Genomic DNA, 22,791 nt, shown 5'->3' on the forward strand with positions numbered 1-22,791 from the left:
TAATGAAAAGCATAATTAATATTAACGGCAAGAGCTTCCTGCTTGCTCTGGCGTTATGCATGATCGTCGTGCCTTTTTCCCGCCTTATTTCACCCAAATCTGTTGTCGATGGCTTTGAGGTTTATCTTGCCTGGATGCCGCTGAGCGTCATGCTGGCGATCGTATTATTATTTGGCCGTCAGGCCATCCTGCCGATTATTATCAGTTTTGCCATACTTAACGAATGGAATTTAGAACTCTCGGCAAAGCAGGATGTTATCCTGCTTTTTTGTCAGGTATTTAGTACTTTAGCGGTATGCGCCATACTCCGTTGGCAGGTGGGGTCACGCTGGCGTTACCATGTCCCCAACCGGTTCATGGCGGCACGCATATCATGGCTGGGATTTGCCCTGCCGCTGGCAATAAAACTGTCGATGTACCTGGCAGGCTATTTCTGTGATTTCCCCGTTACCCTCGCTAATTTCACGGATCGGGGCTCGGTAATTTATCATATTGTCGATATTCAGAGCCTGGTTTGCGCCGTCATCATCTTTACGATGCTGTTCTATTATCCATTAAGAATGATTATTAATCCGAATTATGCGCGCGCCTTCTGGCGCAGGAATATGCATAATTCCTTCTCATCCCGAAACCTGTTATTTACATCTGCATTACTTTTCGTCCTTATTTCTGTGCTTTTTTTGCTCTGCATACCCTTTACCTCCGATATTATTGCCGGTTATCTGGTTCCTGTTATTTTCATTTTGTTTACAATTGGCATCAGTCGTTTTCGCTATCCCCTCATTGTTCTGGGCTGGGCGATAAGTGCATTGCTGCTGCTGACCTATAACAGCAACTTTCTCCAGGGGGTGCAGAACGGCTACTCGCTGGCGTTTGTACTGTCCGTCCTGATCTCCTTTGCCATCTGTCTGGCTTACATGTCGCGCATTTATCAGCGCAGTGAATGGCTGAAACGCGGCTGGCAGGAGAGGGCGCTGGTCGATCCGCTGACCGGTTTACGTAACCTGCGCGCCCTGGAATCCTTTCTGACGGACAATAAGGGCACCACCCTTTGCTGTTTGCGGATGGATAATCTTGAGTTCCTGAGCCGTCATTACGGTCTGATGATGCGCGTGCAGTGTAAACGCGCCATTATTCGCCAGCTGCAGCCTCTGCTGATGCGTAATGAACAGGTTTTCCAGATCCCTGGTAATGAACTGGTGATAGTGCTTAGCGGCCCGGAACCGGGGGCGCGGTTACAGCACATCGTGGATCATCTGAACAGCCGTAAAATCTACTGGAACAACACCGGGCTGGATATTGAGTTCGGTGCCGCCTGGGGTGGCGTGGAGTACAAGTGCGGTGAAAGTCTCTACCATATGCTCGGACAGCTCAGCTGGCTGGCGGAGAAGTCCTGCCCGACGCATCAGGTCCTGTCGCTGAACAACAGCCAGGAGACCGTCTCCGGGCAGACGACGGAGCGCGTCCTGATGCTCAGTCGGGTGAAACGGGCGCTGGAAGAGGGCGGCTTACGCCTGTACGCGCAGCCTATTCAGCGAGGCGATGGCGCGGGCTACCACGAAATCCTTTCCCGTCTGGAGAGCGACGGAGAGATCCTCACGCCCGATAAGTTTCTGCCGCTGGTGGCGCAATTTAACCTCAGCCGGCGCTTCGATATCAGCGTGGTGGAGGCGCTGCTGACATGGTTGCGGGATCACCCCTCAGACGCCCTCTGCGCGCGTTTCTCGGTGAACCTGATGCCCTTGACGCTGATGCAAAAAGAGGTGGCGGCGGAGATCATTGCTCTGTTTGAAGGCTACAAGGTAAAACCGCAGACGGTGATTATCGAAGTGACCGAAGAACAGGCATTCTCCAACTCGGAAGTCAGCATTGCCAACATTCAGCAGCTGCGTCACTACGGCTTCAAGCTGGCCATCGACGACTTCGGTACCGGCTATGCCAATTACGAACGTCTCAAGCGCCTGCAGGCGGATGTCATCAAGATTGATGGCTGCTTCGTGAAAGATATCTGCAGCGATACGATGGATGCGATGATTGTGAAGTCCATCTGCAATCTGGCGAAGACCCGGTCGCTGTGTGTGGTGGCGGAGTATGTCGAAACGGAAGAGCAGCGCGAGATGTTGCTCGCCTCTGGGGTGGACTATCTGCAAGGGTATTTAGTGGGTAAACCGCGCCCGCTCAGTGAATTACAGGCGTAAAAAAACCGGGGAGCACAGGTCCCCGGTTTTTTTTAGGCTGATTACAGAACCAGTGCAGCGATAGACGCAGACAGGACGCTGACCAGCGTAGAACCATAAACCAGTTTCAGACCGAAGCGGGAAACCACGTTACCCTGCTCTTCGTTCAGGCCTTTAATCGCGCCAGCGATGATACCGATTGAAGAGAAGTTAGCGAAGGAGACCAGGAAGACGGACAGAATGCCTTCAGCGCGCGGTGAGAGGGAACCGGCGATTTTCTGCAGATCCATCATGGCGACGAATTCGTTAGAAACCAGTTTGGTTGCCATAATACTGCCCACCTGCAGCGCTTCGCTTGCCGGCACACCCATCACCCAGGCGACCGGGTAGAAGATGTAACCCAGAATACCCTGGAAGGAGATACCCAGTACGGCAGCAAACAGGGCGTTCAGTGCAGAGATCAGGGCGATAAAGCCGATCAGCATGGCCGCAACGATAACCGCTACTTTGAAACCTGCCAGAATGTATTCACCCAGCATCTCGAAGAAGCTCTGACCTTCGTGCAGATTAGCCATCTGCAGGTTCTCTTCACTTTCATCCACGCGGTACGGGTTGATCAGCGACAGAACGATAAAGGTGCTGAACATGTTCAGAACCAGCGCAGCAACCACGTATTTTGGCTCCAGCATGGTCATATACGCGCCCACGATAGACATGGAAACGGTAGACATTGCGGTGGCCGCCATGGTGTACATGCGGTTGCGGGACATTTTGCCGAGGATATCTTTATAGGCGATAAAGTTCTCAGACTGACCGAGGATCAGGGAGCTTACGGCGTTGAAAGATTCCAGTTTGCCCATGCCATTCACTTTGGACAGCACGGTACCGATAGCGCGGATCACAATCGGCAGAATGCGAATGTGTTGCAGAATACCGATCAGAGCAGAAATAAAGACGATAGGGCACAGAACTTTCAGGAAGAAGAATGCCAGACCTTCATCGTTCATTTTACCGAACACGAAGTTGGTCCCTTCATTAGCAAATCCGAGCAGTTTTTCGAACATCTCAGAGAAGCCCTTCACAAAGCCCAGACCCACGTCTGAGTTCAGGAAGAACCAGGCAAGCAGCACTTCAATGACGAGCAACTGAATAACATAACGAATACGGATTTTTTTGCGATCGCTGCTGACCAGCAACGCAAGCACGGCAACGACAACAAGTGCCAGGACAAAATGTAGGACGCGGTCCATATTTGCTCCAAATATGAGGCAGGTTTAATTTCGCTGCACATTCTATGAAACAAGCGTAAAGAAAACGAGATCAAAGACACACTATAGTCACGTCCTGTGACGAGACTCAAAAATAGTGACACAACATACATTTTTGTTATGTTATGTAAATGCGTGAAAAGTTAAGTTTGTGTGCTACGCTTCACAAAGGTGTGTGCTTTTTGCCCGCCTGCCTGTACAACATCCAGCCTGCTGATTGTTCTTCGCTATCACTGTAATCACGATAATCCCTTTAAATGAACTTGATAATCATTCGCATTTTGATAGCATTAAACATAGCAAAGGCTATATTACTGAGGCAAAAATGAGCAACAGTCGCGTTGATGAGAGTAGCAGTGGCAGAGCAGCACGCAAAATGCGGTTTGCATTAATGGGACCTGCGTTTATTGCCGCCATTGGCTACATCGATCCCGGTAACTTTGCGACCAACATTCAGGCCGGGGCCAGCTTCGGCTATAAACTGCTGTGGGTGGTGGTGTGGGCCAATCTGATGGCGATGATGATCCAGGTGCTGTCGGCAAAACTGGGTATCGCTACCGGCAAAAACCTCGCGGAACAGATCCGCGACCATTATCCGCGTCCGCTGGTCTGGTTTTACTGGGTGCAGGCCGAGATTATCGCCATGGCGACCGATCTCGCGGAATTTATCGGTGCCGCGATCGGCTTTAAGCTGATCCTGGGCGTATCGCTGCTGCAGGGGGCGGTGTTGACGGGTATCGCCACCTTCCTGATCCTGATGCTGCAACGACGCGGGCAGAAGCCGCTGGAGAAAGTGATTGGCGGTCTGCTGCTGTTTGTGGCGGCGGCCTATATTGTTGAGCTGATCTTCTCCCAGCCAGACTTCGTACAGTTAGGCAAAGGGATGGCGATCCCGAGCCTGCCTACCACCGAAGCGGTCTTCCTGGCGGCCGGGGTGCTGGGGGCGACCATTATGCCGCACGTGATCTATCTGCACTCCTCCCTGACCCAGAACCTGCACGAGGGGTCGCGGCATGAACGCTACTCCGCAACGAAATGGGACGTGGCGATTGCCATGACCATCGCCGGGTTTGTCAATCTGGCGATGATGGCCACCGCCGCGGCGGCCTTCCACTTCAACGGCCATACCGGCATTGCCGATCTGGATCAGGCTTATCTGACCCTGGAACCTTTACTCAGCCATGCGGCGGCGACCATTTTTGGCCTGAGCCTGGTGGCGGCGGGTCTGTCGTCGACAGTGGTTGGTACCCTGGCCGGGCAGGTGGTGATGCAGGGCTTTGTGCGCTTCCATATTCCGCTGTGGGTGCGTCGTGCCGTCACCATGCTGCCGTCATTTATTGTGATCCTGATGGGGCTGGATCCGACCCGTATTCTGGTGATGAGTCAGGTGCTGCTGAGTTTTGGTATTGCGCTGGCGCTGGTGCCGCTGCTGGTGTTTACCAGCGACAAGAAGCTGATGGGCGATCTGGTCAACAGCGTGATGGTCAAACGGGCAGGGTGGGCGATAGTGGTGCTGGTGGTGGCGCTGAATCTGTGGCTGCTTATCGGCACGGCACTGGGGTTATAAAAAAAGGCGCCGCGAGGCGCCTTTTTCATATTAGTGACGATGACCGTGTCCGCCATGACCGTGACCTTTACGGCCGCGATGGTCATCACGATCGCGCCAGCCTTCGCGGTAGCCGCGCTCATAGGCGTTACGTTTATCCCAGCCACGATGGTAGCCGTTGTCATGTTTGTGCCAGCGTTTATCACGCCATTCATAATTACGATGCCAGTAGCCGCGGTCACGCCAGCCGCCACCGTCCCAGTAGTTACCGTAATTATCGCGATCGCCAATTTGTAATTTTACGGATGGCAACAGGGTGATTTCGCCAGCATTAGCGACCAGCGGGGCTGAAGCCATTAATACTGCTGCCAGAATCAGGGACCTGAACATTATTATTCTCCTTCACGATCGGAGCCGTAACCGGCTTGTTAATGCAATTTTAAGGGGCGGTAAAGCCCCGGATAATCGCTTTAACTCCTAATTCAGAAGGCGTAGCACTTTTTGCTAAAAGTGCTTTTAATCTGCGCGGGTCAGGATTGATTCTATTTCGTTCAGCTCGTCAGGCGTGAAGTGACGATTCGCCAGCATGCCTACGGCATCTTCGATTTGCGTTGTTTTGCTGGCGCCAATCAGCACCGAAGTGATGGCCTCGTGATGTAGTACCCAGGCCAGCGCCATCTGCGACAATTTCTGGTTCCGGCGTTCAGCCAGTGCATTGAGCCTGCGCACCTTGACCAGCTTCTCTTCGGTGATCTGATCCGGGTTCAGGAAGCGGCTGCCGCTGGCGGCGCGGGAATCTGGCGGAATGCCGTTCAGATAGCGGTCGGTGAGCTGGCCACCCGCGAGTGGCGAAAAGGCAATGCATCCCACCCCTTTCTGCTTCAGCACATCCAGCAATCCCTCTTCAGGCGTGCGTTCCAGCATCGAGAATTTTGGCTGGTGGATCAGGCAGGGGGTGCCCAAATCGTCGAGGATTTCGATGGCCTGTCGGGCCAGCTCTGCCGGGTAGTTGGACAGCCCGACGTACAGCGCCTTGCCCTGACGCACAACATGGTCGAGCGCTTTCATGGTTTCCTGCAACGGCGTTTCCGGATCCGGGCGGTGGTGATAGAAGATATCGACATACTCCAGCCCCATGCGTTTCAGGCTTTGATCGAGGCTGGCGATCAGGTATTTACGTGAGCCCCAGTCGCCGTACGGCCCGTCCCACATGGTATAGCCCGCTTTGCTCGAGACGATCAGTTCATCACGCAGGTTGCTGAAGTCTTCCTGCAGGATCCGCCCGAAGTTACGCTCTGCCGAACCCGGCGGCGGACCATAGTTGTTGGCAAGGTCGAAATGGGTAATGCCCAGATCGAAGGCACGATGTAAAAGTTGACGGCTGTTTTCAATCAAGGTGGCATCGCCAAAGTTGTGCCACAGCCCGAGGGAGATGGCAGGCAGCTTAAGACCGCTGTGCCCACATCGTTGATAATTCATTGACTGATAACGATTTTGATCTGCCTGGTAAACCATGAGTTATATCCCTCTGCGTCAGATAGTCATTCAGTGTATACGTTTACACCGCGACCGGGGCACACAGATTAGCGCGCAAAAATACGTAAAGCATGGTTTCCATGATCAGATTATCCCCATTCCTGGACAGCTATCACGCTTCTTCAATACTCAAAGTGAAGTCAACATTATAAGGATAATAGTCATGCTTACCCCCTACACCGTCGCCGATTACCTGCTGGACCGCCTTACAGATTGTGGTGCCGATCATCTGTTTGGTGTGCCAGGCGACTATAACTTACAGTTCCTCGATAACGTGATCGCCAGCCCGGATATTGGCTGGGTGGGTTGTGCCAATGAGTTGAACGCCGCCTACGCCGCGGATGGCTATGCGCGCTGCAAAGGGTTTGCCGCGCTGTTGACCACCTTTGGGGTGGGCGAGCTTAGCGCCATGAACGGCATCGCGGGCAGTTTTGCCGAGCATGTTCCGGTTCTGCATATCGTGGGTGCGCCGGGAAGCGCCTCGCAAAAAAGAGGGGAGTTGCTGCACCATACCCTCGGTGACGGCGAGTTTCGTCACTTCTACAAAATGAGTGAACCTGTTACCGTCGCGCAGGCGCATCTCACTGAACAGAATGCCTGCTATGAAATCGACCGGGTATTAACGGAAATGCTCCGGGAGCGCCGTCCCGGCTACATCATGCTGCCAGCCGACGTGGCAAAAAAACCTGCCAGCCCGCCTGTCAGCGCGCTTATGGATCGTCTTTATGAGAGCGACAGTTTCCGCCTCGATGCCTTCCGCCAGGCGGCGGAGAAAAGACTGGCTGCGAGCGAGCGCACCGCGCTGCTGGCCGATTTCCTCGTTCTCCGTTACGGTCTGCAAAAACCGCTCCAGCGCTGGGTGGAGCAGACGCCAATGGCGCACGCCACGCTGCTGATGGGGAAAGGGATTTTTGACGAGCGTAAACCGGGCTTCGCGGGCACCTACAGCGGTTCCGCCAGCGCCGGGGATGTCAACGAAGCCATTGAAGGTGCCGATACGGTGATCTGCGTGGGAACCCGCTTCACCGATACGCTCACCGCCGGTTTTACCCACAAGCTCACGCATCAGCAGACGATTGACGTTCAGCCGCACGCCTCGCGGATCGGGGATATCTGGTACACCGGGATCCCGATGAGCCAGGCGATTGAGGTGCTCGCCAGCCTGTGCCATCAGTACGTTAACCCCACCACAACACCCCGTCCGGCCCGGCAGCTGCATGCGGTGCATCCCGGCTCGTTGACGCAGGACAGCTTCTGGAAAACCCTGCAAACCTTTATTCGCCCGGGAGATATCATTCTGGCGGATCAGGGGACATCGGCCTTTGGCGCGGGCGCGCTGCGGTTACCCGAGGATGTGAACTTTATCGTTCAGCCGATCTGGGGCTCGATTGGCTATACCCTTGCCGCCGCCTATGGCGCGCAGACGGCCTGTCCGGATCGTCGCGTGATTGCGATCACCGGTGACGGCGCGGCGCAGCTCACCATTCAGGAGCTGGGATCGATGCTGCGGGACAAACAGTGCCCGGTGATTATGGTCCTGAACAACGAGGGTTACACGGTGGAGCGCGCCATTCATGGCCCAAATCAGCGCTATAACGACATCGCGCTGTGGAACTGGACGCAGATCCCGCAGGCCCTCAGCCTGGACTGTCAGGCCGAGTGTTGGCGGGTGAGTGAGACGGTGCAGCTGGAAGAGGTGCTGGAGAGAGTGGCGCACCCGGAACGGCTTTCGCTGATTGAAGTCATGCTGCCGAAAGCCGATGTGCCGCCGCTGCTGAGCGGCATCATCCAGGCGCTGGAAGCGCGTAAAAGCGCCTGATTATTTCTCCTCGCGAGAGGCTGCCATCATCGGTCTGCCCGCCAGCAACAGCCAGGCGGGCAGCATCACGATACACAGCAGCGGCAGCAGGGTGGTGTCGGGCACCACCACTGCCGCCATGAACAGGCTCAGCCAGGCATCCCGGGTGACAACCAGCACCAGCCCCAGAATCGAACAGGAGATGGTGATCGCCGCCGGCACGGCTTCGACATGCTCATGCAGCATCAACCCCAACGCGGCACCGACAAACACCGCCGGGAAGATCCGCCCACCGCGAAAACCACAGGCCGCTGCCACCACCAGCGCCGCCAGTTTGATCAGCGCAAAGAGCAGGTAATCTGAAACGCTGAACAGCTGACCGAAGGCCATCTGCTGCATCTCATCCAGCCCTTTAAACAGCGTAATGTTGCCCCCGATAGCCCCGAGGATCCCCAGAATCAGTCCACCCATACCGAGGATTAGCACCGGATGCTTCAGGCGATGCATCAGCCGGTGCAGACGAGGCAGACACCACACCGCTACCATCCCCAGCGCAATGGCGATGGCGACGACAATCGCCCCGCTAAAGATGTCCACCAGCTGCATCTGGCTGTAGTGGGCAATGGGTAGCGAGAAGTGGGGATGGAAAAAGAGGCTGGTGGTCAGGGCCCCCGCGGCCGCGGAGAGCAGCGGGGCGAACAGGCGGTCCCAGAGGGGGATCTCGGTGTTGCCGCTCAGGGTCTGGGAAAAGATCAGCGCCGCCGCGACGGGGGTGCCGAACAGCGCGCCGATGGTGCCCGCCGAGGCGAGAATGGTCCAGTCCAGGGCATTCACCCGGGGGAAAATACGCGAGCCTACGGCAACGGCGAGGGCGATATTCACCGCCATCACCGGATGCTCCGGCCCGAGGCTGACGCCGCCCGCCAGGCCGATAATCAGGGCGATAATCAACCCCGGCAGGGCTGTGGCATCCACCGGGGCCCCAATCAGCGGCTCGCTCGCCGGGTCCGGCCCGGCATGACCCGGGCTGTAGCGGATCACCAGCCCTACGGCAATACCGGTCAGGGTCAGGGTTAAAATTACCCAGGTCGGCGAACTGGCGCTGAGGCCAACCGTAGAAGGTAATGACGTCCAGAGTATCGACTGTAATACTGAGGCGACTTTCATAATTACAATCAGAATCAGGCTGGAGGCGACGCCAATAATCAGCGCGGGTGGGGCCAACAGCAGCATCGTTCTGGCTCGCGGATGGAGCATGATGATTTCCTTGTAAAAAATGGCGGTCTTTACTTTGCACGCTCAGACTGATGCTAATAGTGCAAATGGTGCTGAAACGGTAAAGTTATTCTGTGACGAAGATCGACTATCCTGGGGTGCTTTTATTCAGGTCGTTGTTGTTATCGGGCCTTGAATTTAGAGTGTGCCAAAGAGTTATTTTGACTTTAGCGGAGCAGTAGAAGAATGACAAAGTATGCTTTGGTAGGTGATGTAGGAGGCACTAACGCGCGTCTGGCGTTATGTGACGTCAATACGGGGGAGATCTCCCGCGCCAAAACCTATTCCGGGCTGGATTATCCCAGCCTTGAAGCGGTGGTTCGTGTCTATCTGACCGAGCATGATGTCAGCGTGGAGGATGGCAGTATCGCCATTGCCTGCCCGATTACCGGTGACTGGGTGGCGATGACCAACCACACCTGGGCGTTTTCCACGGCGGAGATGAAAGCCAACCTCGGCTTTGCGCATCTGGAAATTATTAACGACTTTACGGCAGTGTCGATGGCGATCCCGATGTTAAAGCCGGAGCATCTGATCCAGTTCGGCGGCACCCAGCCGGTGGAAGGTAAGCCGATCGCCGTTTATGGCGCCGGTACCGGTCTTGGCGTCTCGCATCTGGTGCACGTCGACAAGCGCTGGATTAGCCTGCCAGGCGAAGGCGGTCACGTGGATTTCGCGCCCAACAGCGAAGAAGAGGGCATTATCCTTGAAGAGCTGCGAGCAGAGCTGGGCCACGTCTCGGCGGAGCGCGTGCTCTCCGGCCCGGGGCTGGTGAATCTCTACCGGGCCATCGTCAAGTCCGACGGCCGTCTGCCGGAAAACCTGCAGCCGAAAGACGTCACCGAACGCGCGCTGGAAGATAGCTGCACCGACTGCCGTCGCGCGCTGTCGCTGTTCTGCGTCATCATGGGGCGTTTTGGCGGCAACCTGGCGCTGAATCTGAGCACCTTTGGCGGGGTCTATATTGCGGGTGGGATCGTGCCGCGCTTCCTTGAGTTCTTCAAATCCTCCGGTTTCCGCGGCGGCTTCGAAGACAAGGGCCGCTTCCGCGACTACGTTCGGGACATCCCGGTGTACCTGATTGTGCATGACAACCCGGGCCTGCTGGGCGCCGGGGCGCATCTGCGCCAGACCCTGGGCCAGGTACTGTAACCCTTTCTCCCGGTGAACGTCCGTTCACCGGGGATCTCCCTTACAGGTGCATCAGCTGGCGAAACTCTTTCACCTTGCTGCGACTCACCGGCACCTGAAAATCCAGATCCTTTAGCCGCAAAATGTAGGTGTTGTTGAACCAGGGCTCGATCTCGCGGATCTTGTGCAGGTTGACGCAGAACGAACGGTGACAGCGGAAAAAATGGCTCGTTGGCAGCTTGCTGCAAAATTCGGTGATGTTCATCGGCATGACGAACGACTCGCGACGGGTATAGACAAAGGTCATCTTCTCATGCGCTTCGGCGTAATAAATATCGTCTACCGGCGTCACAATGATGCGCTCGTCTTTAATCAAATTAATGGTGTCGTTTTCGCGCGTGACCGTTGAGGCGGCGGCCTGCCCGGTGCCAGACTGATGCTGCCAGGCTTGCTCCAGCTTTTGCAGCATGCTGACGATCCGCGACTCCTGATACGGTTTCAGAATATAGTCGAAGGCTTCCAGCTCAAAGGCCTCCACCGCATGCTCTTTCCAGGCGGTGACAAAGACGATAAAGGGCTTAGTGGCGAACTGGCTGATGTTTTGCGCCAGCAGCACCCCGTCCAGCGACGGAATATTGATATCCAGAAAAATGGCATCAACTCTGTTGTGCTGAAGGTATTTCAGCACGTCCAGCCCGTCCTCAAAGGTGCCGACGATCTCCATCTGGCTGTGCTCTTTGATCAGCCAGCTCAGCTCCTGTTGCGCGAGTATTTCATCTTCCACAATGATGACTTTCATGGGTCACTCTCTCTACGGCAATAACAACGTCTGCGCATGAACGGCGGCGCGTTCATTAGGAATATAAAAGGCGATCTCGGTACCCGGCTCGAGGCGGCGAATGTGTAGCCCTTCACCGTAGAGCAGCTTAACGCGGTGGTGAACATTCAGCAGGCCGATTTTATTGCCGGGCATCTCGTTCGACTCCACCCGTTCAATCACCTTCGGATCGATCCCGTGGCCGGTGTCGCGCACTGCTACCCGCACGCGGTTGCCGCACTCCGCCACGCTTATCGTCACCACGCCCTTGCCCTTGCGCGGCTGAATGCCGTGGACAATGGCATTCTCCACCAGCGGCTGGATCAGCAGGCTCGGGATCACGCAGTTCACCTCCTCATCAATGTCATAGATGACGGTGAGCTTATCGCCAAACCGCGCCTGCTCGATGGCGATGTAATCCTTAATCTGGTAGAGCTCTTTTTTGATGTCGATCTGCTCGTCATCTTTCAGCTCAATGTTATAGCGCAGGTAGCGCGACAGATTGAAGATCAGCTGACGGGCGGTGTCCGGATTAAGCCGGATCGACGAGGAGATGGCGTTCAGGGCGTTAAACAGGAAATGGGGATTAATTTTACTTTGCAGGGCGCGCAGCTCGGCTTTATTTGCCATCTCCCGCAGCTGCTCGGCACGGGACACCTCCAGCTGGGTAGAGATAATCTGTGACAGCCCGACCGCCATCTCCTGTAAGGACGAGGTGATCTGGTGCGCGTGGCAGTAATAAATTTTTAGCGTGCCGGTGACGACCCCTTTTTCCCACAGCGGGATCACCAGCATGGAGTGGATTTCCGGGGTGCGGTGAGCTTCGTCGTTATTTTTGATGATGATTTTGCCGTCGCTGATGGCCTGGCGGGTAGTGGGGCTGACGGTATCGTCATTATCCCGGTAGTTATGCTCGCCCACGCCCACGTAGGCCAGCACCCGGTCAATATTGGTAATGGCGACGGCATCGGCGTGGATATCGCTGCGGATGATGTCGCACACCTGACGCAGGGATTCGGTATTAATATCGCGAAACAGCGGCAGGGTTTTATTGGCAATATCCAGCGCCAGCTTGGCCTGCCGCGCGGCACTGGCCTCTTTTTCGCCCTCCACGCTCTGCACCAGCAGCACGATAAAGCCGATGCAGACGGTGCCGAGGATCATTGGGATACCGATTTTCGATACAATATCCAGTCCCAGTTCGACGGTCGGTGCCCAGGCCACCACCAGGATCATGGTCATGCTTTCACAGACCATCCCACCGATAATTCCCGCCCGCCAGTGCTGCTTTTTGGGGAATTTACGGTTAATCCAGCCCGACATCACGCCCGCGATGACGCAGGTGATCAGGCAGGGAACCGCCGTCACGCCGCCGATATCGATCAGGTAACGGTGGAGCCCGGCGATGACGCCGGTGATGATCCCCACCCAGGGGCCAAACAGGATCCCGCCGGACATCACGGCAATTATGCGCACGTTGACCAGGGAGCCTTCCACCGGCACCCCGGACCAGGTGCTGAACAGGGCAAACATCGAGAAGATGACGGTCACCGCCAGCAGCTCTCGCGGCGAGTGGGCTGATTTATGCAGCAGCTCGCGGAACAGGCGGATCCGGATCAGGAAGAAGAGGCAAATCAGCATTAATGCCGCGCGATCGAAGACCGCCAGCAGCATATTGAATATTTCGTGCACGGGTGAACCTGGGAAAACGGGAAACAACCATGATAAAAAACCTGACGCCCAATGACCAGTTATCCGTCAATTTTATGAAATGGGGAGAGACCATACTTTTCAAAGGGGATAGTCTCAGGTTGACCTGAACAGGGCGCCTGGAAAAAAGACCACCCGAAAGTCGTAAATGTATTGATATTAAAGTGTTAACAAAAAGGCATTATTGATGCCTCTTTTACATTTCACTTCCCGTTTTAGCTGCAGCAGTGTTCCCGTTTTAGCGCTACGTTTTTTTTTATTATTGCCTCTCGACAAGCGGATTTTTTTCAGGTTATTTTCTAAGCACGCCACACACCGTGGCGACGTCGCTCGGACGGGTCCGGGCGCTAACGTAATCTGAGGAATTTATGGCTGACTCCAGTCCTGAACGCCGTTTTTCGCGTATCGATCGTCTTCCCCCGTATGTATTTAATATTACCGCTGAACTGAAAATGGCTGCGCGTCGGCGCGGCGAAGACATTATTGATTTCAGTATGGGCAACCCGGACGGCGCAACACCGCCGCATATCGTGGAAAAACTCTGCACGGTCGCCCAGCGCCCGGATACGCATGGCTACTCCACCTCCAAAGGGATCCCGCGTTTACGCCGCGCCATCTCGCGCTGGTATCAGGACCGCTATCAGGTTGATATCGATCCTGAGAGCGAAGCTATCGTCACCATCGGCTCGAAAGAGGGGCTGGCGCATCTGATGCTGGCGACCCTGGACCATGGCGATACGGTGCTGGTGCCGAACCCCAGCTACCCGATCCATATCTACGGCGCGGTCATCGCCGGAGCGCAGGTACGCTCCGTGCCGCTGGTGGAGGGCGTCGACTTTTTCAACGAGCTGGAACGCGCTATTCGCGAAAGCTATCCGAAGCCGAAGATGATGATCCTCGGCTTCCCCTCCAACCCAACCGCCCAGTGTGTCGAACTCGACTTCTTTGAAAAGGTGGTGGCCCTGGCGAAGCGTTACGACGTGCTGGTGGTCCATGACCTGGCCTACGCCGATATCGTCTATGACGGCTGGAAAGCGCCGTCGATTATGCAGGTCCCGGGTGCGCGCGACGTGGCGGTAGAGTTCTTCACCCTGTCGAAAAGCTACAACATGGCGGGCTGGCGTATCGGCTTTATGGTCGGCAACAAGACGCTGGTAAACGCCCTGGCGCGCATTAAAAGCTATCACGACTACGGCACCTTTACCCCGCTGCAGGTGGCGGCCATTGCTGCCCTCGAAGGGGATCAGCAGTGCGTGAAGGATATCGCTGCTCAGTACAAACGCCGTCGCGATGTGCTGGTCAAAGGGCTGCATGAAGCGGGCTGGATGGTTGAACTGCCGAAAGCCTCGATGTACGTCTGGGCAAAAATCCCTGACGCCTACGCCGGAATGGGTTCGCTGGAGTTTGCCAAAAAGCTGCTGCAGGACGCGAAAGTCTGCGTTTCACCGGGCGTAGGCTTTGGTGAGTACGGCGATACGCACGTGCGTTTCGCGCTGATTGAGAACAGCGACCGTATTCGTCAGGCGGTGAGGGGCATCAAAAGTATGTTCCGTGCCGACGGGCTGTTGCCGCAGACGACAAAAACCTCGCCAGAGCAGGCCGGGCAGTAAGCACCAAAAAAAACAGGCGCCGGGGCGCCTGTTTTTTTGACTGCATTTTCTTTGCTCAGTTCATCATCAGGGCAAACGTACCGACCCAGGCGAACAAAATCACTGAAAAACCCATCAAGAAATATTTCACGTTCATCGCTCCGCGTATTTCGTGATACGCATAAAAAAACAGAGTCCAACTGATTATAGAGAGATGAAGTCAGGCCAGGGCGGAAATGAGAATTATCCCCGTTATGGCGTCAACTCCAGCTCAGAATTCTGTGCTTTCAGGCTGCCAGACGGCGCTAATGTACGCTTAAATTTTAGGGGTGACAAGAGGCATTTTTTTAAATAATTTCCACGACTTACGAGTGTCGTGGAACGGCGACAGTTTAATTTCATCGGGTAATAAATTGCCCCTGAGCAACATAGCCTGCTAAAGATAAACCGGCGTGATTACAGGTGATTGAAAAGGTTAGTTTCATCAGGAAGCTAACCTTTAGCGGAGAGTTAGCTATAGAGGGATGACTCGCCTTCCGGACGGGTTTTGAAACGGCGATGCACCCACAGATACTGCTCCGGCGCACGCATGATCTCGCTCTCGATCACCCGATTGATGTAAGCCGCCGCGGCGACTTCTTCCTGCGGATAGTTTTCCAGTTCCGGCATGATAAACAGGCGATAACCGCTGTTATCGGTTTTTCTCACCATCGTCACGGTCAGCATCGCGGCTTTGGACAGGCGGGAAATCACAAATGTCCCGTTGGTGGTGGCGACATCTTTCACCGCGAAGAACGGGGCGAAGCTGCTGCCGTTGCGGCCGTAATCCTGGTCGGGGGCAAACCATACCGCTTCCCCTTTTTTCAGGGCGCTGACCAGCCCGCGTAAATTATTACGGCTGATCATCGCCTTATTGGAACGCATACGACCGCGGGTCTGCACCCACTCCATCAGCGCGCTGTTGTGCGGTCGATAAGTTGCCATCATCGGCTGGCAAAGCCCCATCACGCGGCCGCCCAGCTCCAGCGACATAAAGTGCACGCCGATCACCATCACGCCGCGGTTTTTGGCCTGCGCGCGCTGTAAATTTTCCAGACCTTCCACATCGAACCACTTGCGCACCCGTTCGTCCGGCCAGAACCAGGCCATTCCTGTTTCCAGTAACGCCATGCCGATGGATTTGAAGTTTTCAGCGATCAGATGTTCGCGCTCTTCAGGCGACAAGGCCGGGAAACAGAGCTCGAGGTTTCTGCGGCCGATGGATTCCCGGCGTTTCAGGAAACGACGCGAGAGGCTACCGAGGGTGGCACCCAGCCAGAGCAGTGCCGGGTAGGGAAGTTGTACGAGCAGCCACAGGACACCCAGACCAAACCACGTAAACCAGTAACGCGGGTGTAAAAGGGCGAGGGTGAATTTGCATTGAGACAAGATAAAACAACCTTTATGAAGAGTGTGTTGGTAGCGTCAGACGGGCGATGCGCCGTACTGATTATATGACCCGTATTTATAGTAATGGTTCCGGGCTGTTACCGTACAGGTCGACTGGTCTGATAATGCGAATTGCCGTTGGGCGGCGTAATGTAGCACTGAATATATCTTAACGGCTATCACTACTTTGTGCATAAAAATACAGCAATAAACAGGCCTGTTTATTGTCCATGAAAAGACCTTATTTTTCACGCGTTTCATAGCCAAAATCAAAGCCCATCAACAGATTCTGGCGTAGGGCGTGGTTGAGCGGATAGCTGTAACTTTGCCCGATGCTCACCGCATGAATGACCCGCAACAGCGTACCGCCGCTCAGCGCCGACGGCTCCCCGGTAATCGCCACGTCCGCCCCCTGTAAACCCTGGCGCAAGGCGTGATAAGCCGGTGAGGCCGTGATGCCGTTATTCATCACGCTGAACATCCCCAGCAGGAGGCAAATTAGCAGCACCGGGAAGGTCAGCGGATGGCGGTTAAGCAGGCGAACCGGACGCCACGAGGTGATATAGAGCAGGGCCGCGCTCAGGGGGAGCAGCAGCAGATAGAGCAGTTTTGCCAGATGGGTGAGGGCGCCGAGCAGCGAGAACATCAGCGCAATCGGCGGCACAAGTACCGCCCGCGCCGCATCCTCTCCCCGTTTTTCATTTACGCCTCCCGGGCCGTAGCTCGCCAGCGCGCCCTGCAGGCGCGGGAGCTGCTGTTGCACGGCGTAATCAAGATGGGGAGCCTGTAGCGCCAGCGCAAACTGTTTCAGGGCGTCATCTTTGGGGTATTCAGGACGAATCGTGCTCTGGCGGGGGAGGGACAGCCTGTCACGCAGCGTGGTCTGCACTCCCTCCAGCATGAAAAATGCCTCCCAGTCGAGTCGGGCAGGGATGACCTCCCCGTGATAACGCGTCTCTTTCTGTGAAACCTGGGCGTAGTGGAGATAGTCCTGATAAATTTCCGCACGCGCCGCCAGCCAGGCTTTGTAATAGCCGAGGATCCCCCCTTCCTGCACGCTGATGCTATCACGCAGGTTCTGCGCCGCCTCGCGCTCGAGCAGCGCGTGATAGCGGCTGACGGAACTCATCAGCAGCGGCAGCATCGCCAGAAACGCTTTCCCCGAGGGGCTGGTCCAGGTCTGCCGCTGTCCGCCGTCGGGATCCAGCGGGATACCTTCCAGCGTCTGCTGTCCGTCGATTAAGGATTGCTGGTAGAGCTGCGCCAGCAGCGACTTCTGCCGGAATTCGCCGGTACTTTGCGCGACCTGCTGCTCAATTACCCGCTCCACCGTCTGCCAGGTCACCACTCCGGTCAGCAGGCAGAGCGAAAACACCATGCTTGCCACGTACAGCGGGGGAAAATCGATGCCGCGTCTTTTCAGCCGGGCGTTGCCCGCCAGCACCAGCTGTAGTACCAGCAGAGCCGCGGCGATGGCGGTTAACGCCCGCCCATAGCGTTCCATGCTGTGGATTTCGTCAGGGGTGGAGAGGCTTCCCACCAGATCCAGCAGGCGCGAGTTGAAGGCCAGCTCGCAGATGAGGTAGGTGAGAGTGATGATAATCACCAGGCCGTTCTGCCAGAGCGGCAGCGTCGGGCGCTTAATCGCCGGACGGCTGCCCAGTTCACCGATGACGCGTTCGGTCATGATTTCAGCTCCAGACTCGTCTGGCGGGTTATCGCCGGTTGCCAGATCTGCTCGGGCAACGAATTATCCAGCACGGGAACCGCCCCTGGCTGACGTTGTTCCGCAGCCTGAACCTGCGGCCGTTTTTTCGCTTTCACCGGCGGCGGCGCCTCTTCTGGCGCGGCTATGTACGGCTCCTGCACGCGCTGGACGGGCATCGCCGGGGGCTGAACGTACCCGGGGCGATAATATTTTTGCACCGGTCGCCCCCGGGTGGCGGCATTGTCATGGGAAGAACACCCGCTGACGCCCAGGAGTAGCATTAACAGCATAAGCTTTTGCAGTGGCACGCTCATCAGTTTGTCCTGACCCTGTATCACAGCGAGGGGTGTCTCCTTAACTGTAATCGGGAATTCTCATTCCGGCAGTTATCTCGCCTGAAAATCCCCCTGTGCGCCGCTCCGTTTGGGCGGCGACAAGGTCAGTATGTATTCACCACCAACATTCACTCCTCATGATTTTGTCGTATTCCTTCCCCGCTCCTCGTCCGGGGGCATGAGACCAAAGCGGTCATCCAGTGCCATCACCAGCCTGCATTCGCCCTCCACGCTGACGGCGCGCCAGCCCGCGCCGCTCTCGTCAATCACCATGCCCTGGGATTTCAGCTGGGCGATCAGATCGGCAAACTCAGCCTCGTTAACCGGGCGCGGCTGCCAGAAGGTGCGCTTATTGTCGGTAAAAATCGGCAGGAGCTGGATCTGCGGCACCGGGTGACCGAGCAGCAGGCGGACAACAAAACCGTAGGCGGGCATGCCGCGCGCCTGATACTCGCCGTTACTGTTAAATACGGCGTTACCGATGCTGTAGACCACCAGGCTCTCCCCCAGCCGGGCGGCGTCGCCAACCATATGCGGCCCGGACCCGACGATCAGGTCGGCTCCGGCCTCGCTCAGCCGTTTCGCCAGCGCCCGCTGTCCGGCGGTGGTCCAGCGGTAGTCCAGCCCCCAGTGGGCCAGCACGATGGTGGTGGCCGGACGGGGACTCGCTTTCTCCTGACGCAGCTGTTCAATCAGCCCGCCGCTCAGGCAGGCGACGCCCGCGCGGCGTGGGCGGGCGTAGAAGGCGCACTCCTGTTCCATGTAGCGTCGATACCAGTAGGCGCTGAAAATCTTGTACTGCCTGTCGCCCACCGTCAGCACCAGCGGGGCATGCGACTGCCGGGCATTGAGACCGGCTCCGATGCAGGCGATCCCGCTCTCGTGAAACGCCGCCAGGGTGCTGTGCAGACCCGGTAATCCGGCATCCATGGCGTGATTGTTGCCCAACGCCACCGCATCGATACCCTGCTTACGCAGGGCGGCAACCGAGGCGGCCGGATCCCCGGTCAGACAGAACGGCTTTCGACCCTCCAGGCTGGCGCTAAGGTCGGTGGTCAGGGCCGCTTCGACGTTGGCGAGGGTAAAGTCGCTGCCGCGCAGCAGCGGGGCGATCGCCGCGAAGCTGTGGTCGTAGCCGTAGCGCTGGAGGGCGTCATCAATTCCGCGCGCCTGTCGCCTGCGGGTGTACCACTCGCCAAAATAGGTGTCGCCCAGCAGGGTGAGGGTGGCGGCTGGCTTGTCGATCTGCCGTGTGACGGGCTCCGCCGCGGTCGGTCTGCCTTCGGTCCGGGCCAGCAGGGCATCCAGCAGATAGTCGAGATGAAAAGCGTCATCGGCCCCGGCGGCGCAGGCCAGCCACAGCTCGCCAGCAATCCACTGCAGCGCCACGCCCCACTTCCCCGTACCGAATTGCCCCCAGGCGCTGCCGTCGCTGTGCAGGTTGCTGCTCTTGCGGTACACCCGCTCGCCGATGACCGCCTCATGCTCTCCCAGCCACGGCAGCAGGTGCGGGTAGCGCTGGTGGAAATGGCGCACCAGCCGGGCGATGTCCCCCAGCGTGGTCCGCTGTCCGGGGCGAGGGCGGCCTGAGACGGTATTGAGATGGGTATGGCGCATCCCCAGAGTGGCGCTCAGCGCCCGGAGCTGTTGCAGCGCCTCTGCGCTGCTGCCCGCCAGCCGCTCCGCGAGGTGAATGGCGGCATCGCAGGCGTTATTGATCAGCATCCCCTGCACCAGCGATTTAACGGTAACTGTGCTGCCTCGCGGCAGGCCGAGCGCCGGGTTGCCCTCCAGGACGGTAGCGGCGATCTCGCGTACCTTAACCGGGGTTTCGAGGGTGATGTTTTTCGCCAGCAGACGCTCCGCCACGCAGACGGTCAGCATTAGCTGGCTGAGATAGCCCGGCGCAAAGGTGCTGTCGCTCAGCTCAGAGACCCGCTGTTCGCCGGTAGAGAGGTTGATCAGCAGGCGGGCAGTTTGCCCCTTCCCGAGGGCAGGGGGCGAGGCGAGCCGGGTTTTCAGCAGGCCGACGACCCGCTTAAAGTCGGAATTGCGCGCACTGCCTTTGACCAGCACGATATCGCCGTCGCGCAACGCGGGCGCGGCGGCCTCCACCAGCGCCTCTGCGGTGAGAAAGTAGCCGCCGCGCACATCCTCCGGCAGGGCATCGTGCAGAGCCAGCATCTCCTCACCGTGCAGAAATGCCCGCTGGCAGCTCGCCGCCAGCAGGGGTTCCGCCAGCGCGCGGTGGATCGCTCCGGCCTGTTCGCCGAGATTAACGATCCGCCCGAGCAGGGCCACGACCCGGCCACCGTCGGTCCGGGCGCGCTGGGCCGCCACCTCAAAGGCGTTGAGCATCGACAGGTATTCGGCGTTGTAGCTGTCATCAATCAGGGTGATGGCCCCGCCGCCCGGCAGCGGCAGCGCGGTCATGCCCATATGCTGCCCGTCGCCACGCCAGGCTTCGAGGCTGGCGACGATCTGCTCCACGCTTATCCCCAGCAGGCTGGCGGCAATCAGGGATGCCACCGAGTTGAGCGCAGCGCCCTTGCCGGGCACCGCCAGCCGGTAATTCAGGATCTGATTGCGAAAAGCGAGGGTAATCCGGCTCCCGCCCTCATCCGGGGTAAAGGCCGTGATGGGCACGTCCGCCGCGGGGTCGAATCCATAACTGATGATGCGGGCACCATCGCGGGTAACGCTCTCCGCCACGATGTCATACCCGGTCATATCGCGGTTTAAAATGGCGTAGCCGCCCGGTATCAAACCGTGGCTGATGCGCGCTTTAAAGCGTGCCACGTCTTCCACGGAGGTGACGCTCTTGCCCACCTGGGTTATGCCGGTTTCGGTTACGATAACGATATGCGGTTTGATCCGCGGGCCGATCCCGCCGTTGCGCATCCACAGGGCCGAGATCGCCACCTCCATCACCACCGCCTGCGGGTTACCGACCGCCCGCGCCAGCGTAACCGAGGCCCCCGTGCGGGTATTATGGTTACCGCGGCTCGCCAGCACCGACTTATGGGGGGCAAGAATGCATTCCAGCATCTCTTTGGTGGTGGTTTTTCCTACCGTACCGGTGATCGCCACCAGTTTGCCGTCCAGCCGCCGCCGCGCCTCTTCCGCCAGCCACTGCAGCGCCTGATAGCTGTTGCCGATGACCAGTTGCGGGAAGTCAGGAGGCAGATCCTCAAGGCGTCGCTGGACGATTGCTCCGCAGTAACGCGAGGCGTGACGCGAAAGTGACAGATGGGTATCGGTCCAGCCAGCGTAAATCCCGGTATTGCCGGACCCCTGCCGCCAGGTATCGGGGTCGATAGCGACAAACAGGCAGGGGAGAGAGAAGGGCGTATTGTCGTGCATAATGGCAATGTCCCCGGCACGCCAGTCAGCCTGCGGGCGATTATGCCAGACACTACCCGGCAGCTTTTCGAGGTCGGCGGCCGTCCATCCCGGTGCGTCAGCAGGGTATTGGCGGGGCGATGTCTGGCTCATGGTTATGTCCTTAGGGGGTTGAGGTATGCCCGCGCTGCGGACAACGCTGAATGGCGTTGATGGCGGCATTACCCAGCAGATCGTGGTACTCCGGCGGAGCGGCGGGGCGCTCGAGCAGCATCACCCGGTGGCCATGCTCGCGCAGCGCAGTGGCAAAGCGCGCCTGCAGATCGAACGGCGTATTGCGATCCTGCGGGTTGCCGATCACCAGGATCAACCGCAGGGGATCGGCAGCGATCCCGGCGATATGGTCGAGAGGATCCCAGGGGTGAGGCAGTCCGGTGCCGTCCAGCGCGGGGGCGGGGAGCTCATTACGCTGCTGGCGCAGGCGCTGCGCCCGTTCCAGTAGCCCCCAGGCACCGGAGGTCAGCACCGCGCAGTCGATATCCCGGCGGCCGGTGGTCAGCAGCGCCGAGGCCGCAGTCGCGCCGCCGCTGTGTCCGCTGAGGATAAAGCGCTGAATGCCGTAGCGGGCTTTGATGGCGTCGAGGGCGGCGGCGATCGCCTGAAACTCTTCCGCCTGGCGGCGACGGTAGTGATTGCCGCTGGAGCCGTAGGTGCCGGGACGGGCGATAATAATTGTCGGCAGGCCGGTCTGGCGCAGCATGGCCCTGGCTTGATGGCGCTGGGCGTCGGCGGTATTGCCGGGGATGGCGTCGGGGGATCGCTTAATCTGTGAGACCCGGTCGCCTTTCAATACTATCAGCGCCAGCGGGGCGTCGCGCAGCGTGCCCGCGCTGAAGTAGCGCATACAGGCCTCGCCGTTCGGGTACTGTACCCAGACGGCGTCGTTGCTGGTCGGGCAGTGGTGTCGGCTGGCCGGTTGATTCCACAGCAGCGGGGTCTCAGCCTGAGCGAAAACGCTTATCAGCAGCAGAACCCATAACGTACACCATCGACTCACAACATCGCCCCGGGGGAAACTATAGACATACAGAATACACAACTTGTCATACATAATGTTATCATCGTCTAAGA

General features: G+C 57.6%; 17 protein-coding genes. 5 read left to right on the plus strand and 12 right to left on the minus strand.

All coding sequences use genetic code 11. From position 1 onward, the window contains the following. Window positions 1–2: 2 nt before the first annotated feature. Window positions 3–2,198, plus strand: a complete 2,196-nt coding sequence (locus WFO70_RS00795; protein ID WP_337014089.1) for an EAL domain-containing protein — start codon at window positions 3–5, stop codon at window positions 2,196–2,198. 41 nt (window positions 2,199–2,239) lie between these two features. Here the strand turns inward: WFO70_RS00795 and WFO70_RS00800 are convergent, their stop codons facing one another. Next, entirely contained in the window at window positions 2,240–3,427 is a 1,188-nt protein-coding gene (locus WFO70_RS00800; protein ID WP_032612948.1) for a NupC/NupG family nucleoside CNT transporter, read from the minus strand. 343 nt (window positions 3,428–3,770) lie between these two features. On the opposite strand from WFO70_RS00800, the gene WFO70_RS00805 reads away from it, so the two are divergent. Further along, window positions 3,771–5,012 carry an Nramp family divalent metal transporter gene (locus tag WFO70_RS00805; protein WP_337014091.1) on the plus strand — a complete coding sequence of 414 codons (1,242 nt, stop codon included), beginning with the start codon at window positions 3,771–3,773 and terminating at the stop codon, window positions 5,010–5,012. 30 nt (window positions 5,013–5,042) lie between these two features. On the opposite strand, the gene ypeC is transcribed toward WFO70_RS00805, so the two are convergent. After that, on the minus strand, window positions 5,043–5,381 hold the full coding sequence (gene ypeC / locus WFO70_RS00810) for a DUF2502 domain-containing protein YpeC (protein WP_337014092.1): 339 nt from the start codon (window positions 5,379–5,381) through the stop codon (window positions 5,043–5,045). 126 nt (window positions 5,382–5,507) lie between these two features. After that, window positions 5,508–6,506 carry an aldo/keto reductase gene (locus tag WFO70_RS00815; protein ID WP_337014094.1) on the minus strand — a complete coding sequence of 333 codons (999 nt, stop codon included), beginning with the start codon at window positions 6,504–6,506 and terminating at the stop codon, window positions 5,508–5,510. 184 nt (window positions 6,507–6,690) lie between these two features. Between WFO70_RS00815 and ipdC the strand changes: the two genes are divergently transcribed. Then, window positions 6,691–8,346, plus strand: a complete 1,656-nt coding sequence (gene ipdC, locus WFO70_RS00820) for an indolepyruvate decarboxylase (RefSeq protein WP_337014095.1) — start codon at window positions 6,691–6,693, stop codon at window positions 8,344–8,346. On the opposite strand, the gene WFO70_RS00825 is transcribed toward ipdC, so the two are convergent. Beyond that, complete coding sequence (locus WFO70_RS00825; protein WP_337014098.1) at window positions 8,347–9,582, minus strand: ion channel protein; 1,236 nt, start codon at window positions 9,580–9,582, stop codon at window positions 8,347–8,349. A 204-nt stretch (window positions 9,583–9,786) separates the two neighbouring features. On the opposite strand from WFO70_RS00825, the gene glk reads away from it, so the two are divergent. Further along, complete coding sequence (gene glk, locus WFO70_RS00830) at window positions 9,787–10,752, plus strand: glucokinase (RefSeq protein WP_333848712.1); 966 nt, start codon at window positions 9,787–9,789, stop codon at window positions 10,750–10,752. Window positions 10,753–10,792: 40 nt separating this feature from the next. On the opposite strand, the gene WFO70_RS00835 is transcribed toward glk, so the two are convergent. Together WFO70_RS00835 and WFO70_RS00840 are read right to left on the minus strand one after the other, a co-directional pair. Continuing rightward, complete coding sequence (locus WFO70_RS00835; protein WP_337014102.1) at window positions 10,793–11,530, minus strand: LytR/AlgR family response regulator transcription factor; 738 nt, start codon at window positions 11,528–11,530, stop codon at window positions 10,793–10,795. Window positions 11,531–11,542: 12 nt separating this feature from the next. Beyond that, the gene (locus WFO70_RS00840; RefSeq protein WP_337014104.1) at window positions 11,543–13,240 is read right to left on the minus strand and encodes a sensor histidine kinase; all 1,698 of its coding nucleotides are present in this window, start codon (window positions 13,238–13,240) and stop codon (window positions 11,543–11,545) included. A 386-nt stretch (window positions 13,241–13,626) separates the two neighbouring features. On the opposite strand from WFO70_RS00840, the gene alaC reads away from it, so the two are divergent. After that, window positions 13,627–14,868, plus strand: coding sequence for an alanine transaminase (alaC, locus tag WFO70_RS00845; protein WP_337014106.1), 1,242 nt, complete (start codon window positions 13,627–13,629; stop codon window positions 14,866–14,868). Window positions 14,869–14,923: 55 nt separating this feature from the next. On the opposite strand, the gene ypdK is transcribed toward alaC, so the two are convergent. The 6 genes from ypdK to WFO70_RS00870 all read right to left on the minus strand — a co-directional run bounded on the left by ypdK (window position 14,924) and on the right by WFO70_RS00870 (window position 22,717). Beyond that, window positions 14,924–15,004 carry a membrane protein YpdK gene (gene ypdK / locus WFO70_RS22445; protein ID WP_353620503.1) on the minus strand — a complete coding sequence of 27 codons (81 nt, stop codon included), beginning with the start codon at window positions 15,002–15,004 and terminating at the stop codon, window positions 14,924–14,926. 353 nt (window positions 15,005–15,357) lie between these two features. Continuing rightward, entirely contained in the window at window positions 15,358–16,278 is a 921-nt protein-coding gene (gene lpxP / locus WFO70_RS00850; RefSeq protein WP_337016549.1) for a kdo(2)-lipid IV(A) palmitoleoyltransferase, read from the minus strand. 238 nt (window positions 16,279–16,516) lie between these two features. Further along, a complete protein-coding gene (locus WFO70_RS00855) occupies window positions 16,517–17,962 on the minus strand; it encodes a hypothetical protein (RefSeq protein WP_337014108.1) in 1,446 nt (481 codons plus the stop codon). After that, window positions 17,959–18,297, minus strand: coding sequence for a hypothetical protein (locus tag WFO70_RS00860; RefSeq protein WP_337014109.1), 339 nt, complete (start codon window positions 18,295–18,297; stop codon window positions 17,959–17,961). The genes WFO70_RS00855 and WFO70_RS00860 overlap by 4 nt, the downstream gene beginning before the upstream one ends. A 156-nt stretch (window positions 18,298–18,453) precedes the next feature. Further along, a complete protein-coding gene (locus WFO70_RS00865) occupies window positions 18,454–21,813 on the minus strand; it encodes a CapA family protein (RefSeq protein ID WP_337014111.1) in 3,360 nt (1,119 codons plus the stop codon). A gap of 10 nt (window positions 21,814–21,823) precedes the next feature. Then, entirely contained in the window at window positions 21,824–22,717 is an 894-nt protein-coding gene (locus tag WFO70_RS00870; RefSeq protein WP_337014113.1) for an alpha/beta hydrolase family protein, read from the minus strand. Between the last annotated feature and the right edge of the window lie 74 nt (window positions 22,718–22,791).

The sequence above is a fragment of the Leclercia sp. AS011 genome (genome assembly GCF_037152535.1).
Lineage (GTDB): Bacteria > Pseudomonadota > Gammaproteobacteria > Enterobacterales > Enterobacteriaceae > Enterobacter.

Bases quoted from the DNA above. Each gene is read 5' to 3' on its own strand.
- alaC (WP_337014106.1), top strand. From the start codon at position 13,627: ATGGCTGACTCCAGTCCTGAACGCCGTTTTTCGCGTATCGATCGTCTT.
- WFO70_RS00825 (WP_337014098.1), bottom strand. From the start codon at position 9,582: ATGCTCCATCCGCGAGCCAGAACGATGCTGCTGTTGGCCCCACCCGCG.
- WFO70_RS00805 (WP_337014091.1), top strand. From the start codon at position 3,771: ATGAGCAACAGTCGCGTTGATGAGAGTAGCAGTGGCAGAGCAGCACGC.
- WFO70_RS00865 (WP_337014111.1), bottom strand. From the start codon at position 21,813: ATGAGCCAGACATCGCCCCGCCAATACCCTGCTGACGCACCGGGATGG.
- WFO70_RS00855 (WP_337014108.1), bottom strand. From the start codon at position 17,962: ATGACCGAACGCGTCATCGGTGAACTGGGCAGCCGTCCGGCGATTAAG.
- glk (WP_333848712.1), top strand. From the start codon at position 9,787: ATGACAAAGTATGCTTTGGTAGGTGATGTAGGAGGCACTAACGCGCGT.
- ipdC (WP_337014095.1), top strand. From the start codon at position 6,691: ATGCTTACCCCCTACACCGTCGCCGATTACCTGCTGGACCGCCTTACA.
- ypeC (WP_337014092.1), bottom strand. From the start codon at position 5,381: ATGTTCAGGTCCCTGATTCTGGCAGCAGTATTAATGGCTTCAGCCCCG.
- WFO70_RS00835 (WP_337014102.1), bottom strand. From the start codon at position 11,530: ATGAAAGTCATCATTGTGGAAGATGAAATACTCGCGCAACAGGAGCTG.
- WFO70_RS00795 (WP_337014089.1), top strand. From the start codon at position 3: ATGAAAAGCATAATTAATATTAACGGCAAGAGCTTCCTGCTTGCTCTG.
- ypdK (WP_353620503.1), bottom strand. From the start codon at position 15,004: ATGAACGTGAAATATTTCTTGATGGGTTTTTCAGTGATTTTGTTCGCC.
- WFO70_RS00800 (WP_032612948.1), bottom strand. From the start codon at position 3,427: ATGGACCGCGTCCTACATTTTGTCCTGGCACTTGTTGTCGTTGCCGTG.
- WFO70_RS00860 (WP_337014109.1), bottom strand. From the start codon at position 18,297: ATGAGCGTGCCACTGCAAAAGCTTATGCTGTTAATGCTACTCCTGGGC.
- WFO70_RS00815 (WP_337014094.1), bottom strand. From the start codon at position 6,506: ATGGTTTACCAGGCAGATCAAAATCGTTATCAGTCAATGAATTATCAA.